At 74.4% G+C, this 15,728-nt stretch carries 12 protein-coding genes; 7 read left to right on the plus strand and 5 right to left on the minus strand.

The window, feature by feature from the left end; genetic code table 11:
• Positions 1-85 precede the first annotated feature (85 nt).
• Positions 86-1,456 carry an extracellular catalytic domain type 1 short-chain-length polyhydroxyalkanoate depolymerase gene (locus DDJ31_RS03800; protein ID WP_240678294.1) on the minus strand — a complete coding sequence of 457 codons (1,371 nt, stop codon included), beginning with the start codon at positions 1,454-1,456 and terminating at the stop codon, positions 86-88.
• Between the two features lie 366 nt (positions 1,457-1,822).
• Between DDJ31_RS03800 and DDJ31_RS03805 the strand changes: the two genes are divergently transcribed.
• Positions 1,823-2,809, plus strand: a complete 987-nt coding sequence (locus DDJ31_RS03805) for a pectate lyase family protein (RefSeq protein WP_127181710.1) — start codon at positions 1,823-1,825, stop codon at positions 2,807-2,809.
• A 110-nt stretch (positions 2,810-2,919) separates the two neighbouring features.
• Positions 2,920-3,648 (plus strand): pectate lyase, encoded by a 729-nt coding sequence (locus DDJ31_RS03810; RefSeq protein WP_431028819.1) that lies wholly within the window; start codon positions 2,920-2,922, stop codon positions 3,646-3,648.
• A gap of 147 nt (positions 3,649-3,795) precedes the next feature.
• Here DDJ31_RS03810 and DDJ31_RS03815 read toward each other — a convergent pair whose 3' ends face one another.
• Positions 3,796-4,539, minus strand: coding sequence for a PaaX family transcriptional regulator C-terminal domain-containing protein (locus tag DDJ31_RS03815; protein ID WP_127181708.1), 744 nt, complete (start codon positions 4,537-4,539; stop codon positions 3,796-3,798).
• Positions 4,540-4,610: 71 nt separating this feature from the next.
• Between DDJ31_RS03815 and DDJ31_RS03820 the strand changes: the two genes are divergently transcribed.
• Together DDJ31_RS03820 and DDJ31_RS03825 are read left to right on the plus strand one after the other, a co-directional pair.
• The gene (locus DDJ31_RS03820) at positions 4,611-6,281 is read left to right on the plus strand and encodes an acyl-CoA dehydrogenase family protein (protein WP_127181707.1); all 1,671 of its coding nucleotides are present in this window, start codon (positions 4,611-4,613) and stop codon (positions 6,279-6,281) included.
• Between the two features lie 124 nt (positions 6,282-6,405).
• Positions 6,406-8,541, plus strand: coding sequence for a HEAT repeat domain-containing protein (locus DDJ31_RS03825; protein ID WP_127181706.1), 2,136 nt, complete (start codon positions 6,406-6,408; stop codon positions 8,539-8,541).
• 18 nt (positions 8,542-8,559) lie between these two features.
• Here DDJ31_RS03825 and DDJ31_RS03830 read toward each other — a convergent pair whose 3' ends face one another.
• Entirely contained in the window at positions 8,560-9,141 is a 582-nt protein-coding gene (locus DDJ31_RS03830) for an Rv1733c family protein (protein ID WP_127181705.1), read from the minus strand.
• A 542-nt stretch (positions 9,142-9,683) separates the two neighbouring features.
• On the opposite strand from DDJ31_RS03830, the gene DDJ31_RS03835 reads away from it, so the two are divergent.
• The 3 genes from DDJ31_RS03835 (at position 9,684) to DDJ31_RS03845 (ending at position 12,483) form a co-directional block, all read left to right on the plus strand.
• Positions 9,684-10,361, plus strand: a complete 678-nt coding sequence (locus tag DDJ31_RS03835; protein ID WP_127181704.1) for a uracil-DNA glycosylase — start codon at positions 9,684-9,686, stop codon at positions 10,359-10,361.
• Entirely contained in the window at positions 10,358-11,440 is a 1,083-nt protein-coding gene (locus DDJ31_RS03840) for an N-acetylglucosamine kinase (RefSeq protein ID WP_127181703.1), read from the plus strand. The genes DDJ31_RS03835 and DDJ31_RS03840 overlap by 4 nt, the downstream gene beginning before the upstream one ends.
• Positions 11,441-11,559: 119 nt before the next feature.
• Positions 11,560-12,483, plus strand: coding sequence for a sirohydrochlorin chelatase (locus DDJ31_RS03845; protein WP_127181702.1), 924 nt, complete (start codon positions 11,560-11,562; stop codon positions 12,481-12,483).
• A 323-nt stretch (positions 12,484-12,806) separates the two neighbouring features.
• On the opposite strand, the gene DDJ31_RS03850 is transcribed toward DDJ31_RS03845, so the two are convergent.
• Positions 12,807-13,847 carry a lactonase family protein gene (locus tag DDJ31_RS03850; RefSeq protein ID WP_127181701.1) on the minus strand — a complete coding sequence of 347 codons (1,041 nt, stop codon included), beginning with the start codon at positions 13,845-13,847 and terminating at the stop codon, positions 12,807-12,809.
• 225 nt (positions 13,848-14,072) lie between these two features.
• Positions 14,073-15,569 carry an FUSC family protein gene (locus tag DDJ31_RS03855; protein ID WP_127181700.1) on the minus strand — a complete coding sequence of 499 codons (1,497 nt, stop codon included), beginning with the start codon at positions 15,567-15,569 and terminating at the stop codon, positions 14,073-14,075.
• Positions 15,570-15,728: the final 159 nt, after the last annotated feature.

Genomic DNA, 15,728 nt, shown 5'->3' on the forward strand with positions numbered 1-15,728 from the left:
GAGCCGCGCCCCACGCCGCCAGGTCCATGGGCCGCCCGCCGCGCCCGGTCGCCCCGCGAGGGCGGCCGGGCACCGCCGTCCGGTATCAACCCGTCGTGCAGGCCGTGCCGTTGAGCGTGAAGGCGCCCGGCGACGCGCTGTTGCCTGTGTGGGTCGCCTGGTAGCCGAAGGAGACGCTCGCGTTCGGGGCGACGGCGCCGTTGTAGGCGACGTTCGTCGCCGTCACCGCGCCGGACGACGGGGCGATCGTCGCGTTCCAGCCGTTCGTGACGGCCTGGCCCGAGGGCAGCGTGAAGGCGAGCCGCCAGCCGTCGATCGCCGTGGTGCCGGTGTTGGTGAGCGTGACGGTGGCGGTCAGGCCGGTGTTCCAGGCGCTGGTGGTGACGGCCACCTTGCAGGGCCCGGCGGGCGGCTGGGGTCCGGTGCCACCCGCGGTGAGGCCGAAGAAGGTCAGGGCGCGGGCGGCCATGCCGTTGGCGTAGAGGTTGTGGCCGACGCCCTGGAGGCTGATCGCCTCGACGGGCGCCTGGTCACCGGTGGCGCCGTAGCGGGTGCGGGTCCAGCCGGTGGCGGGCGTGTCGGTGGCCGCGGGCGTCTGGCTCACGCCGAGGACGTTCGTCCACTGCTTGATCTCCTCCCCGAAGTTGGGGTAGCGCAGGGTGTCGTCGGTGGTGCCGTGCCACAGCTGCATGCGCGGGCGGGGACCTGTGTAGCCGGGGTAGGCGCCGCGCACCAAATCGCCCCACTCCTGCGGGGTGTGGCTGACCGTGCCGCCCGCGCAGGCGCTGTTCCACTCCGAGCCGTCGGTGGTGGCGAAGCAGCCGAACGGGACGCCGGAGAAGGCGGCGCCGGCCGCGAACACGTCCGGGTAGTCGCCGAGCAGCACGTTCGTCATCATCGCGCCCGAGGAGATGCCGGTCGCGAAGACCTTCGTGGTGTCGGCGGAGTACTGGGTGGCGACCCAGTCGACCATCGACTTGATGCCGACCGGGTCGCTGCCGCCGCCGCGTCGCAGGGCCGCGGGCGAGGCCACGTCGAAGCACTTGCTGGCCCGGGTGACCGACGGGTAGACGACCACGAATCCGTAGCTGTCGGCGAGCGAGGCGAACTCGGTGCCCGCGTACATGGCGGGGCCCGAGCCCGTGCAGTAGTGGACGGCGACCACGACGGCCGGGTGCGCCGCGACGTTGGCCGGCACGTACACGTACATCTGGAGGTTGCTGGGGTTGGCGCCGAAGCCGGTGACCTCGGTGAGGGTGGCGGCCGGGACGGCGGCGGCGGTCGTGGCGCGGGCGACGGCCGCCGCGGGGGCCGCCTCCGCGCGGGCGTCCGGCGCGGTGCGGGCCGCGGCCTGGGGGGCGGCGAGCAGGCCGGCCGTGAGGAACGGCAGCAGGACGGCGAGCAGGGCCACGAGCGACGAACGCCGTGGTGGGTGCGGGCGGGTGCGGGGGGTCACGTCCTTGCCCCTTTCTCGGCGGAAGGTTCGATGGTTGACATGTGGGAGCGCTCCCACATTCAGAGTGCGGCGGGAGTGCGCCCGTCGGCATGGTGGCATGGACACGACTGGCACGGAAGCGCTCCCACAGCCCTGTTCGCGCCCCTTCCGCCGCCTTCCGCCGCCCGCCGGGAGTGGCTGGATGTGTACTGCGCGAAGCGTTGACTAGAAAGCGCTTGCCCCCTACGTTCCGTTCAGCAGTGTGACCGCGAGGGTCTTCCGGAGCCGCATTCCGGCCCGAACGGCCACCCTGCTCACGCACAGGGTTCAGCATCTTGCACATCGTTCACGTACGCGATCAACGGATTTCTGAAGGGACGCACCCGCATGCGTACTCGCGCCTCTCGCCCCTCACCCGCACACACGCGAAGAGTGACTCTGTCAGCCACGGCGGTGGCGCTCGCGGCCGTCGCCGCGATCGCCCTCCCCCAGTCCGCGGGGGCGGCCGACACCGCGCCCGTCGGGTTCGGCGCCGGCACCACGGGCGGCGGCAGCGCGACCGCCGTCACCGTCTCGACGCTGGACGCCTTCAAGTCGGCCGTCACGGGCAGCACCGCCAAGGTAGTCAAGGTCAACGGCCTGATCTCGCTGAGCGGTCAGGTCGACGTCGGCTCCAACACCACGGTCCTGGGCGTCGGTTCGGCCTCCGGGTTCACCGGCGGCGGGCTGCGGCTCAAGAAGGTGACGAACGTCGTCGTCCGCAACCTGAACATCAGCAAACCGGTGGCGCCGTCCGACGGGATCACCGTCCAGGAGTCCACCAAGGTCTGGATCGACCACAACTCCTTCTCGGCCGACCGCGACCACGACAAGGACTACTACGACGGGCTGCTGGACATCACGCACGCCTCGGACTACGTGACGGTGTCCTGGAACACCTTCAAGGACCACTTCAAGGGCTCGCTCGTCGGCCACAGCGACAACAACTCGTCCGAGGACACCGGGCACTTGAGGGTCACGTACCACCACAACTACTTCAACAACGTCAACTCCCGCATCCCCAGCCTGCGGTTCGGCACCGGGCACTTCTACGACAACTACGTCGTCGGTGCCGCGACGGCCGTCCACTCGCGGATGGGCGCCCAGATGTTCGTCGAGAACAACGTGTTCCGATCGACCACGGTCGCCGTCACCACCAGCCGCGACAGCGACGTGGACGGCTACGCGAACCTCTCGGGCAACGACCTCGGCGGAGCCGCCACCGAGATCTCCAGGACCGGGACGTTCACCAAGCCCCCGTACACCTACACCGCCGAACCCGCCTCATCGGTCGTCGCCTCGGTGACGTCCGGCGCGGGCTCGGGCAAGCTCTGACCCTCCCCCCACCTGGAAGAAGGCATCGGGACATGACGTCACCCCCACCCCGGCGCGGGCGCCCGCGCGCACTCGGCGCCGGACTCGCCGCCGCGGGACTCACCGTTGGCATGATCATGACTAGCGGAGCGCTGACCCCGGCGAGCGCCGCGACCTGGCCGTCCGCGAGCGGCAGCCAGGCGGTCACCGCCACCATCAAGGTCTCCGGCACCAAGGACTACGGGATGCTGCGCCTGTACGGCAGCGGCGACCTGGGCACCGGAGGCCAGGACGAGGACCAGGGGCCGATCCTGGAACTCGCGGCGGGCGCCACGCTGAAGAACGTGATCATCGGCTCGCCCGCCGCCGACGGCATCCACTGCCTGGGCAGTTGCACGCTCCAGAACGTGTGGTGGGAGGACGTCGGCGAGGACGCGGCCACCTTCCTCGGCTCCTCGTCGTCGAACGTCTACACCGTCTCGGGCGGGGGCGCCAAGGAGGCCAGCGACAAGGTCTTCCAGTTCAACGGCGCCGGCACGCTGAACGTCTCGAACTTCGCGGCGCAGACGTTCGGCACCTTCGTGCGCTCCTGCGGCAACTGCAAGACGCAGTACAAGCGCACGATCAACCTCAACACCATCGAGGCGACCTACAAGGGCAGCCGGATCGTCGGCATCAACACCAACTACGGCGACAGCGCGACCCTGAAGAACATCACCATCGTGGGCGACTCGAGCAAGAAGATCATCCCCTGCCAGAAGTACATCGGGAACAGCACGGGGGCGGAGCCGACCACGAACGGCACGGGTCCCGACTCGACGTACTGCAAGTACGCGACGTCGGACATCACGTACAAGTAGCCGCGCGGGCCCGCGCACTCCCCCCACGGTGAACCCGGCCGTACGGAACGCCTCCCGCACGGCGCTCCGTACGGCCGCCGCCGTGCGCGGGGAGCACGCCCGACGGCCGTCGCGCCATGCGCGGCGGCGGTGTGCCGACTCCCGGCCTCAGTGGCCGATCGACTCGGCGATCTCGCCCCGGTAGCGGGCGTACGCGGTGCGCAGCTCGGCGCCCGGCCAGTCGGCGGGCAGGAGTCCGGGCGGCAGGACGGGGTCGGCGAGCAGATGGCGGACCGCGGCGGCGAAGACGGTGAGGCGGTCGGCAGGCCGGTGCGCCTCGGCGCCGCTGGCCAGCAGCGCGCGGGCGGTGGCCGACCAGGCGTCCAACGGCCACAGGCGCGCGGCCAGTTCGGGTGCCGGGCCGTCGGGGCGGGCGGTGTAGGACTGCGCCACCCGGACGAGGCCGTCCGGCAGCGGCCGGGTCAGGTTGGCGGGGCGCAGCCAGACGCCCTCGCGGAGTTCGGCCAGCCGCAGGGCGGTCAACCGGGCGCGCGACTCGGCCCGTTCGGCGGGCTCCCGGCCGGTGGCGGTGATCACCACCATCTCCCAGTCGCCGCTCCACGCGCGCGTGCCGGGACGCACCGCCTCGTCCTGACGGCGCTGGCGGTCGAGCAGCCGGTCGCTGAGCCGGTAGACGGCGTCGGCGCGCACCAGGTCCCCGGCGGCCACCATCCGGCTGAGCGCCGCCCTGAGCGTGGAGCCGCCGACCCCGAAGGCGGACACCGCGCGGACCAGGTCCCGCACCGGCAGCTCCGGTGGATGGGTGCCCAGCAGGAGGCTCAGTACGACCGAGCGCGCGGAGAGCGGGCGCAGGTCGGCCCCGCCCGGCCGCTCGGTGACGTCGATCCGCATGGTCGGTACCTTACGTGCGCCGTTCATGTTGCAGTATTGCGACAGTCGTCGAGTTCATGCAACATGGAGGGATGGCAGCCAAGACCTCCGCGCCCACCCCGCCGCAGTCGCCGTACGTCACCCACGACGTCACCAACCAGCCGCCGCCGCTGACCCCCTACGACGCCTCCGAGGACGCCGCTCTGCTGGAGGGGGTGCGCCGGGAGGGCGCCGGATGGGCCGAGGCGGAGGTGCGCGCGCTCGGGCTGCGGGCCGGCGGCGCCGAGGCGCGCGAGTGGGGCGAGCTGGCCAACGACCACGCGCCCGTGCTGCGCACCCACGACCGGTACGGACACCGCGTCGACGAGGTCGACTTCCACCCGAGCTGGCACCGGCTGATGGAGGTCGCGGTCGGCGCGGGACTCGCCGGGGCACCCTGGGCCGACGAGCGGCCGGGCGCCCATGTGGCGCGGACGGCGGGCGGCTTGGTGTGGGGGCACACCGAGGCCGGGCACGGCTGCCCCACGTCGATGACGTACGCCGCCGTCCCCGCGCTGCGCGCGCAGCCCGATCTGGCCAAGGTCTACGAGCCCCTGCTGACCAGCCGGGTGTACGAGCCCGGCCTCACCGTCCCCACGGACAAGCGCGGGCTGCTCGCGGGCATGGGGATGACGGAGAAGCAGGGCGGCTCCGACGTCAGGACCAACACCACGGCGGCGACCCCGACCGCCGAACCGGGCGTGTACACGCTGCGCGGGCACAAGTGGTTCACGTCGGCCCCGATGTGCGATGTGTTCCTGGTGCTCGCGCAGGCCCCGGACGGCCTCTCCTGCTTCCTGGTGCCGCGTGTCCTTCCCGACGGCACCCGCAACCCGTTCCGCATCCAGCGGCTCAAGGACAAGCTCGGCAACCGCTCCAACGCGTCCTCCGAGCCGGAGTTCGACGGCACGGTGGCCTGGCTTGTGGGGCCCGAGGGGCGCGGGGTGAAGACCATCATCGAGATGGTCAACTGCACGCGCCTGGACTGCGTGATGGCGTCGGCGACGCTGATGCGCGCGTCGTTCCTGGAGGCGGGCCACCACGCCACGCACCGCCGCGCGTTCGGGGCACGGCTGTCCGAACAGCCCCTGATGCGCAACGTTCTGGCCGATCTCGCGCTGGAGTCGGAGGCCGCCACGACGCTCACCCTGCGCCTCGCCGGCGCCGCCGACCGGGCGGTGCGCGGGGACGCGCGCGAGGCGGCGTTCCGGCGGATCGCGACCGCCGTCGGCAAGTACTGGGTCACCAAACGGGGTCCGGCCTTCACGGCGGAGGCGCTCGAATGCCTGGGCGGCAACGGCTACGTGGAGGAGTCCGGCATGCCCCGGCACTACCGGGAGGCGCCACTGCTGTCGATCTGGGAGGGCTCGGGCAACGTCAACGCCCTCGATGTGCTGCGGGCGTTGCGGCGCGATTCCGGCACCGCGCAGGCCCTGTTCGACGAACTCGCCCTGGCCACGGGGGCGGACGGGCGGCTGGACACCGCCGTGCGCGGCCTGCGGGACCTCCTCGCCACCGGGTCCGAGGCCGGAGCCAGACGCCTGGTGGAGCGGATCGCGCTGGTCCTCCAGGCGTCCCTGCTGGTGCGGCACGCCCCGCCCGCCGTCGCCGACGCGTTCTGCGCGACCCGGCTGGCGGGCGACTGGGGCCACGCCTTCGGCACCCTGCCCGACGGCGCCGACCTCACGGCGATCCTGGACCGCGCGCTGCCCGGCTCCGTCTGAGCCGGCGCCCGCAGGGCGCTGTCGCGCGCGTCCGGATCGCGCACAGTCACTCCCCGATTCCGCTTGGTTGTCAGTGCCGTGGTGCAGACTCACGATCAGTGGCACTTCGTGCGGGGAGGACAACGTGTTCACGGGGATCGACGAGGTCGACTGGGCCTCGATGCGCCATGCCTACGGCAGCGCGGAGGACGTACCGGCGCTGCTGTGGGGGCTCGCCTCCGCCGACCGGGCCGAGCGTGAGGTCGCGCTCGACGGGATGTACGGCGCGGTGCACCACCAGGGGGACGTCTACGACTCGACGCTCGCCTGTCTGCCGTTCCTCTTCGAACTGGTGGAGCGCGAGGAGGTGCATGATCGCGACGAGGTGGTGGAGCTGCTGGTCAGCATCGGCGGCGAGGACGGCTCGGACGGCGGCGCGGGCGCCCCGGCGCTCGACCTCGACCGGGTCGCCGAGCCGGTGCGGGAGTCGTACCTGATGGCGCGGACGGCGGTCCGCGCGGGTGCGCCCGCCTTCGCCCGGCTGGCCGGGGACCTGGACCCGGGGGTGCGGCGGGCGGCGCCCGGCGCCCTCGTCCGGTTCCTCGACGAACCGGCGCGCGTCCTGGACCTGTTGCGGCAGCGCGTCGCGGTGGAGCGGGACGACCGGGTGCTGGTCGCCCTCACCGAGAGCCTCGGCCTGTTCGCCCGCCGCCACCCCGGGCAGGCCCGGCCCGCGGTCACCCTGCTGACCGGGCTCAGCGCGCCCCCGTACGGGCCGGGGCAGCGGCTCGCCGCGCTCGGCCAGCTCACCGGCTGCGCACCCGACCTGCTCCCGGCCGACCTGGTGGACACGGTCGTCGGGCTGCTCAGGGACCGCTCGCGCGAACGCGTCCCGCACCGCGCCGACGAGCCGGAGCGGCCCGCCACCGACACCCTGGTCGGCCGGATACGGCAGTTGCGGCCGTCCGACGAGGAGGGCTCGCAGCTGCTGCGCACCCTGCACGGCGGTCTCGGCGACCGGGTCGCCGACCGGATCGCCCTGCTGGAGGGCCAGTTGACCAGCCCCGACCCCTCCGACCGGTGCAACGCGGTGTGGATGTCGGCGGGTCTGCTGCACGGCTGGCGCGGTGACTACCGCCGTCCCGTCGAGCTGATCGGTGCCCAACTGGCCGAGGGGAAGGGCCGGTTACGGGAGGCGGCCATGTCGGTGCTGAGCGACCTGTACGACCTCGCCGCCCCGGCCGCCGACCACCTGGACGCGCTGGTGGGCGCCCACTCCGACCTGTGGGTACGGCAGTGGGAGCGCGGTGCGCCGACGCTCGGCGACCCGCTCAAGGCCCTCGCCAGGAGCGGCGATCCGAGGGCGGTGCCGGTGCTGGCGTTCGTCCTGTCCGGGCCGGTGGTACCGGACGACCTGGGGAACGTCGTCGTCCACCTCGGCCGCGCCGCCGTCCCGCTGGCGCCCGCGCTGCGGCACCGGCTGGCCACCACCGCCCTCCACTCCCCCGAGGCGTATGCGCGGGCGACGCCCCTGCTGTCGGCGCTCGCCGCGCTGCGGGACGCGCGCGCCGTGCCCGAGGTGCTCCGGGTGGTGCTGGGGGTGCCCGAGGGGGTGCGGTCACGCGAGGTGCTGGTGGCGTCGGCGGTGCGGACGCTGGGGGCGTTCGGCCCCGCGGCCCAGGACGCGGCGCCGGTGCTCCGCTCCCTGCTCGACTCCGAGTGGGCGGTCACCGCGGCGGACGCGCTCTGGTCCCTCCAGGGCGACCCGGACGCCGTACGGCCGGTGCTGATGAGGGAGTTGGCGAACGAGCAGTCCCGGACACGGCTCGCGGCGGCCGACTCGCTGGCCAGGCTCGGGCAGGCGGCCCGTCCGGCACTGCCCGAGCTGCGCCGCATGGCGCGCTCCGCGCAGCCGTGGGAGCGGGTGGCGGCGGCGTGCGCGGTGTGGCGGATCGGAGGGGGCGAGGCGCCGGGGCGGATCGGAGGGGGCGGGGAGACCAGCGGGCCCGGCGGGGGTGACGGGAGCGCGGGTGGAGGGGACGCGGCCACGGCGGCGGCGGTGCTGCGGGCCGCCTGGGCGGAGGACCCGCTCACCCGCCGCCCGATCGCCGACTGCCTGGCCGCCCTCGGCCCTGCGGGCGCGCCCCTGCACGATCTGGTGCGCGCGGAACTCGCCTCGCCGCGCCGCCACACCGCCTCCCCCGGCGGGTGGGCGGGGCACGGCGCGTTCGCGGACGAGCGGCTGCTGCGGGTGTGCCGGGAGGTGCTGGAGGGTGGCTGAGCCCGCGGCCGGGGCGGCTCAGCCGGTCCTGCGGTCCCCCAGCGGGTCGAAGCGCGCCCATGCGACGTCCCAGCGGTCGAGCCGGTGGCGGCGCAGCCGGCCGCACAGGAGCCGGCCGCCGACGAGGGGCATCGCCGCCGCGCTCAGGCCCACGAGACCGCCGACGAAGGTGGCCCTGAGCCGGGCCTCGGCGGCGGTGGCGGGCTCGGACACCAGGCGGCCGACCCGGTCCGTCCACACGGTGACCGGGGTGCCGGCCACGCTGCCCGGGGCGACCCGGATCTGGCCGGTGGCGCGGGTGCCGTCCGGGGCGACCCAGCGGACGGTGCCCCACACCCGGTCACGGGAGTCGGCGGTCTCCCGGTCGGTGCGCCCCGGCGCCTTCTCGACGAGGACGCCCCGCACGACCGTCCACTCGACGCGCTCGCGCGCCATCCCGTTCTCGACGGACCGGGCCGCCGCATGCCCCGCGGACACCCCGAGCAGCGCGGTGAGCAGCCACGTGCCGAGCAGGACCCACGCCTCCACGGTGTCGGCACGGCGCTTGAGGGGGTTGCGCCGCCAGCGCCACAGCCAGACCCTCGGACCACGGAACGCCATCGAAGGCACCCTCCTCATGCGCGCACGACCTCCCCCGATCGCTCTCCCATACGCGCCGGGCGCACCGATTGCTCAGGCCCACGGCTGTGATCCGACGGTGGCGGCCGGCGGCCGCCGTGAGCGGACGTCCGCGCTCAGCGACCGCACTGGCCCCCGCGCTCCCCTCCCATCAACGCACCGACCTGCGGCGGCACCTCTTCCGAGGGGCACTGTCAGTGGTGGGGTGCAGACTGGCGAACAGCGGATGGCCCGGGGCGGTCGAGGCCGCGCCCGTCCCTCGGCGACCTCGGCCTCCCCGTCTCCTTCTTCCGCTTCGCCTGCCCCGCCCGCTCCGCCCGATCATCGGGTTACTGCCACTGCACCCGTCGCACCCGTAACTCCCTAACTCCCCTAACTCCCGTAGCTCCCGTAGCTCCCGTAGCTCCCGCTCGATCCTGCCCGTCCCTGTGAAAGGCGCTCATGAACAGCACCACCCGGCCCGGCCGGTCCCGCCTCGACCACTGGGTGATCTCCGTCTCCCGTACGGCAGTAGGGTGACGCCCGTGGCACCACGACCTTTGCATGAGATCGTCGAAGCAGGCTGGGCGGACGCCCTCGAACCCGTCGCGGGACGGATCGCCGAGATGGGGGACTTCCTGCGCGCGGAGATCGGCGCGGGACGCACCTACCTCCCGGCCGGGGCGAACGTCCTGCGCGCGTTCCAGCAACCCTTCGACGAGGTACGCGTCCTGATCGTCGGTCAGGACCCCTATCCGACCCCCGGGCACGCGGTGGGCCTGTCGTTCTCGGTGGCGCCCGACGTGCGGCCGCTGCCCGGCAGCCTCATCAACATCTTCCGGGAGATGAACACCGACCTGGGGCTTCCCCAGCCCTCCAACGGCGATCTGACGCCGTGGACGCGCCAGGGCGTCCTGCTGCTCAACAGGGCGCTCACCACCGCCCCGCGCAAGCCGGGCGCCCACCGCGACAAGGGCTGGGAGGCCGTCACCGAGCAGGCGATACGCGCGCTGGCCGGACGCGGCAAGCCGCTGGTCTCCATCCTCTGGGGCCGGGACGCCCGCAACCTCCGCCCGCTGCTGGGGCAGTTGCCCTCGGTGGAGTCGGCGCACCCCTCGCCGATGTCCGCCGACCGCGGCTTCTTCGGTTCCCGTCCCTTCAGCCGGGCCAACGACCTGCTGGTCGGCCAGGGCGGACAGCCGGTGGACTGGCGCCTGCCGTGACCGGCCGGGGTGGACGAGGGACCGGACCGGCGCGGCGAACCAGGCGGGACCGGCCGGACACGGCAGCCCGCGACGACACGGCCGGCACCGTCGGCACGGACCACGCGGGCGGCTCGGGCGGCTATCTCGCCGTCGACTCCGGTGGGTCGGGGCTCCGGGTGGCCGTCGGGACCGTGGCGCGCGGGGTGCTGGCCGAACGGCGCTCAGGTGAGCCGGTGCGGACGGGCCCGCGGGGCATCGACCCTGAGCATCTGATGGGGCAACTGGTGCCGATGGTGCGGGCGTTGACCGAGGAGAGCGGTGTCGGCCGCCTGGACACCGTCGTGGTCGGGGCCACCGGGCTCGCCACCCTCGGTGACGCGCTGCGCGCCGAGCTGCCGGCCGCCGTGAGGCGGGAGTTCGGGGCCGACACCCTCGCTCTGGCCGCCGACGCGGTGACCGCCTACGCCGGTGCCCTCGGCCCGCGTCCCGGCGCGGTGGTCGCGGCCGGCACCGGTCTGATCGCCCTCGGCACGGACCTCACCGGCTGGCGTCGGGCGGACGGCTGGGGGCATCTGCTCGGCGACTGCGGGGGCGGCGCCTGGATCGGGCGGGCCGGGCTCGAAGCGGCGTTGCGCGCGTTCGACGGCAGGGCGGGCGGCTCGACGGCGCTGCTGGCGTGCGCCGAGCGGGAGTTCGGGCCGATGCCGGGGCTGCCGGGGCTGCTCTATCCGCGGACCGACCGGCCCGCCGTGCTCGCGTCGTTCGCGCCCCGGGTCGCGGAGTGCGCGGCGGACGATCAGGTCGCGGCCGGGATCCTGCGGTCGGCGGCACGGGCGATGGCCGAGTCGGCGGCGGCCGTCTGCCCGGCCGGGGGCGAGCCCCGTGTGGCCTTCACCGGGGGCCTGTTCAAGATGGGGGACGTGCTCGTCGGGCCGCTGGCCGAGGAGTTGGCCCGGCTGGTGCCCGGGGCTGAGCGGGTGCCCGCGGCCGGGGACCCGTTGCTGGGGTCGGTGCGGATCGCGTCCGAGCTGGTCACCGGGTCGCTCACGCTGCCGTGTGACGACGCGTTGCTCACCGTCACGTCCGTAAGAGGCTGATTTCTTACCGCTGATCACTTCTGATCTGTACGTAACTCATCAGACAAAACCGGACGGATACCGCTCACCTGCACCCTCCCCGAACAGGGGAACCCGCTGAGCCAGTAACATGCGGCGCCATGAGCTCCCCCACTGGGCCCGCGTCCGGCCTGCCAGTACGAATGCCGCGACCCCGCCAGCCAGGGCGGCACCGCCGCCCCGAACCCCTGGCGGCTCCCGAGGGCGCGCCCGCGCTCGTCCTCGCGGTGCCGGGCACTCCCGGGTCAGCCACCCGCGGCCTCGCCGAGGAGGTCGTGAGCATCGCCCGCTCCGAGCTGCCCGGCCTCGACGCGCGCATCGGATATCTGGACGGGGACGACGCGGAGTTCCCCACGCTGCAGGCCGTGCTGACGCACGCCGCCGAGGTGCGTACGGCCCGCTACGAGCAGGCCAAGGCCGCCGGTCTCGACGTCAAGCAGCCCGACGGCCCGGTCGCCGTCGTGGTGCCGCTGCTGGCAGGGCCCGACAACTCGCTGCTGCGTCAGGTCAGGCAGGCCGTCATGGAGAGCCGGATCGCGGCCGAGCTGACCGATGTGCTCGGCCCGCACCCGCTGCTCGCCGAGGCGCTGCACGTGCGGCTGTCGGAGGCCGGTCTGGCCCGCGCCGACCGGGCCCGCCTGTTCACCGTGGCCACGGCGGCCGACGGCATCATCCTGGCGTCGGTGGGCGGCGACGAGGCGGTGCAGGCGGCCGGGATCACCGGCATGCTGCTCGCCGCGCGGCTGGCCGTGCCGGTGATGGCGGCGGCGCTCGACCAGGACGGTTCGATCGCGGACGTCGCCGAGCAGCTGCGCGCCTCGGGCTCGCAGCAGCTGGCGCTCGCGCCGTATCTGATCGGTCCCGAGATCGACCCCGGCCTGGTCGAGGAAGCGGCCAAGGAAGTGGGCTGCGCCGCGTCCGAGGCGCTCGGCCCCTATCCGGCGATCGGCAAGCTCGCCCTGGCCAAGTACACCTCGGCCCTGGGCATCGCCCCGCAGCAGCCGCAGGGGGCGCCGGTCCGCTGACGCGGGCACTGGACACCGTACCGACGAACGACGCCGAAGGGCCCGCCACGAGATCATCGGGGCGGGCCCTTCGGCGTGCGGGGTGAGGAGCGAGGCGGCGGGGAGCGGCGCGGCGGGGGCAAGGAACGGAGGGCAACAAGCGGGGAGCAAGGAGCGGGGAGCAGGGGGCGCGTGAGGCCGGCGGGACGGCCCGCCCACGCCCGCGCCGCGCCCGCCGCCCGGCCGCGCCGCGCACGCCATGCCCGCCCGCGCCTGCCGCGCCCGCCCGGCGGGGGAACGGCCCGCCGGTGCCTCAGGGCCGTGCGGCGCCCCTTCGCCTCCCGTCAGTCCAGGACGACGCAGGAGGCGGCCGGTACCGTGACGCGGCCGTCGTAGAGGGGCAGGCCGGTGTGCTGGTCGAGGGTGAACCAGGAGACGTCGCCCGAGCGCTCGTTGGCGCAGTACAGATAGCCGTCCGAGACGGTGATGGCGCGCGGCCAGTCGCCGCCGCACGGGGTGGTGCCGAGCAGCCGCAGGCGCGCGCCCGCGTCCTCGACGGCGAAGGTGGACAGGACGTCCTCGCCGCGGGTCGCCGTCCAGACGAAGCGGCCGTCGGGCGAGACGGCGATGCCCGACGGATAGGCGTCGCCGGCCGGGGCGGTGGGCAGGACCTGCGCCTCGGTGAGGGGCACCAGCGTGCCGTCCTCGCCCCGCCAGCGGCAGACGGTGACGGTCGGGGTGAGTTCGTTCAGCACGTACGCGTGGTCGCCGCCCGGGTGGAACGCCAGGTGGCGGGGGCCGGAGCCGGGACGCAGGGGGGCCTCGCGGTGCACGGCGAGCGCGCCGTCGCGCAGGGTGCAGACGCGGACGGAGTCGGTGCCGAGGTCGACGCTGACGGCCCACCGTCCGCTCGGGTCGGGCTGCACCTGGTGTGCGTGCGGGGCCTGTTGGCGGCGGCTGTGCGGTCCTGATCCGGTGTGCGGGAGCACGGCGGAGAGGGCGGGTGCCAGGGTGCCGTCGGGACGCACCGGTACGGCGGTGACGCTGCCCGAGCCGTAGTTGGCGGTCAGGACATGGCCGTCGAAGAGGCTGAGGTGGGTGGGGCCCTGGCCGCCGACGCGCACCGCGGGCCCGGCCTGTGCGGGCCGCTGACCGGTCAGCCGGTAGGCGGCCACCGCGCCCTCGGCCGTCTCGCTGACGGCGTACAGGAACCGGCCGTCGGGGGCGAGGGCGAGGTAGGACGGGTCGGGTACGCCGGTCACGCTGTGCAGGACGGTCAGCGCGCCCCCGCCGGGCGCCACGGCCGCCGTGACGATGCCGGGCCCGCCCGCCGCCGTGAACGACCCGATGAAGGCCCGCCTCCGTCGTGCGCCGCCGTCAGTCACCGCAGTCCCCTCTCGTCGTCTCGCCGGCTCGTCGTCTCGCCGGCTCGCAGTCTCGCGGCTGTGCCGTCCGGGGTGACGCTAGCAGCCGCTCTCTTGCGGTCTAGACCAAGGGGGTTCGGATGTCCTGACGTCCGGTCGGACGACGACCGGGCGGCTCGCCGGGAGCCCACCGCACGGCGGGTCGCGGGCGCGGTGCGCGGGCCGGTCGCGAGGCCCGTCGGTCGCTCAGGCGTCGGCCAGCCGGGCGCCCGGCGGGGTCCGCAGGGGTGCGGCGAGTTCGGCGAGGGCGCGTTCGAGGCCGTGCAGATGGGCGAGGGCGGGCTCGGTGGCGGGGGTGTACGCCGGGTGGGCGGCGAGGTCGCGCGCGTCGCCTCCGGTGAGGGCCTCCACCGCCGTCTCCACCCGCCAGCAGGCGGCGGCGAGCCGGGCGTCGTGGGAGGCCTCCGGGTCGGCGGCGACGGCGACCAGGCCGCGGACCTCGCGGGCGCAGTCGTCGAGCAGGGCAAGGACCCGGCGGGCCCGTCGTCTGCGCCCGGCCATCGGATTGAGCGGGTGCACGAGCGGGGCCACGGAGAGCCGTACCCGGCCGAGGAGTTGTTCGAGTTCGGCGACGCGCGGGGCGGGGTCGGCATCCGGTGCGCCGGCCAGCCGGGCGGCGGCCTCGGCGGTGCAGGCGTGCACGCAGCGCAGGGCGCGCTCGATCCAGGCGTGGGTGATCGCGTGCGTGGTCACGGGCAGGACGAGGAGGACGGCGAGCCCGGCACCGAGGGCGCCGACGGCGGTCTCCGCGATCCGCAGGGCGAGCAGGCCGGGGGTGAACACGCCCAGCAGCCCGTAGAGCAGTTCGGCGAGCAGGGTCACCCAGAGCATCATCCAGGTGTAGGAGACGGCGGCCGTGTAGAAGATCCCGAAGACGCAGACGGCGAGCAAGGCGGCCGTGGGGACGGCCGCCCCGTGCAGGGGCGCGACGAGCGGCAGGCCGAGCCCGATGCCGATCACGGTGCCGAGGACCCGGCGGAAGCCGCGCACCAGGGTCTCGCCCCGCGAGGTGGTGTTGACGAAGATCCACCAGGCGGCGCCGACGGCCCAGTACCAGCGTTCCCCCGACACGGCCTGGCCCACGACCAGCGCGAACCCCGCGCCCGCGGTCGCCTGGACCGCCTGCCGGGTGGTCACCCGGCGCAGCCCCGTGCCGCCGGGCGCGGCGGGCTGCGGGACGGATGGCCTGCCGCGTTCGTAGCACCACAGGCCGAACCGCACGCCGGCCGCGGTGAGCACGGACAGTACGACGGCGGCGGAGAGTTCGGGCAGCCGGTCGGTGGTCGCGTGCAGGAACTGCGCCACGAAGAAGGTCATGAACGCGAAGACGCCGAGGCTGTGCCCGCGCGGCCCCCATCGTCTGGCGTAGACGCCCGCGCCGACGACCGCGAGGAAGGCGAGGTCGCGGGCGGCGGGCCGGTCGTGGAGCCCGGCCGCGAGGGCGAGCACGGGCAGGCCGACGGCGGGCAGCAGCGCGGTGGTGAGCGCCTGCCCGCGGACGGTCGGGTCCGTGACGGTGAACAGGGCGAGCAGCGCGGCGAGTCCGCCGGTGACGACGCCGACCAGTGAGTGGCACGCCAGACCGCAGACGGCGACCGCGAGCCCGATGCCGACCACGGCCCGCGCGGCGAAGCGCAGCCGCGTCCGGCCCGGGTCCTGCGCCATGAACACCTTCCGCAGCACTGTCCCTTGCCCCCACTGTCACCGACTGTCGCCGGCACGAAAAAGGCGCCGCGGTATCCGCAGCGCCATCGACCACGCCCATGAGAGCATCCCGGCGCCACCGGCTCAACCGACCGCGTATCGGCTGGTCCATTGGTCCAGTGACGACGGGGGGCTCGG

The organism is Streptomyces griseoviridis (genome assembly GCF_005222485.1).
Lineage (GTDB): Bacteria > Actinomycetota > Actinomycetes > Streptomycetales > Streptomycetaceae > Streptomyces > Streptomyces hintoniae.

Coding starts and splice junctions, on each gene's coding strand:
- DDJ31_RS03805 (WP_127181710.1), top strand. CDS start 1,823: ATGCGTACTCGCGCCTCTCGCCCCTCACCCGCACACACGCGAAGAGTG.
- DDJ31_RS03810 (WP_431028819.1), top strand. CDS start 2,920: ATGATCATGACTAGCGGAGCGCTGACCCCGGCGAGCGCCGCGACCTGG.
- DDJ31_RS03815 (WP_127181708.1), bottom strand. CDS start 4,539: ATGCGGATCGACGTCACCGAGCGGCCGGGCGGGGCCGACCTGCGCCCG.
- DDJ31_RS03820 (WP_127181707.1), top strand. CDS start 4,611: ATGGCAGCCAAGACCTCCGCGCCCACCCCGCCGCAGTCGCCGTACGTC.
- DDJ31_RS03830 (WP_127181705.1), bottom strand. CDS start 9,141: ATGGCGTTCCGTGGTCCGAGGGTCTGGCTGTGGCGCTGGCGGCGCAAC.
- DDJ31_RS03845 (WP_127181702.1), top strand. CDS start 11,560: ATGAGCTCCCCCACTGGGCCCGCGTCCGGCCTGCCAGTACGAATGCCG.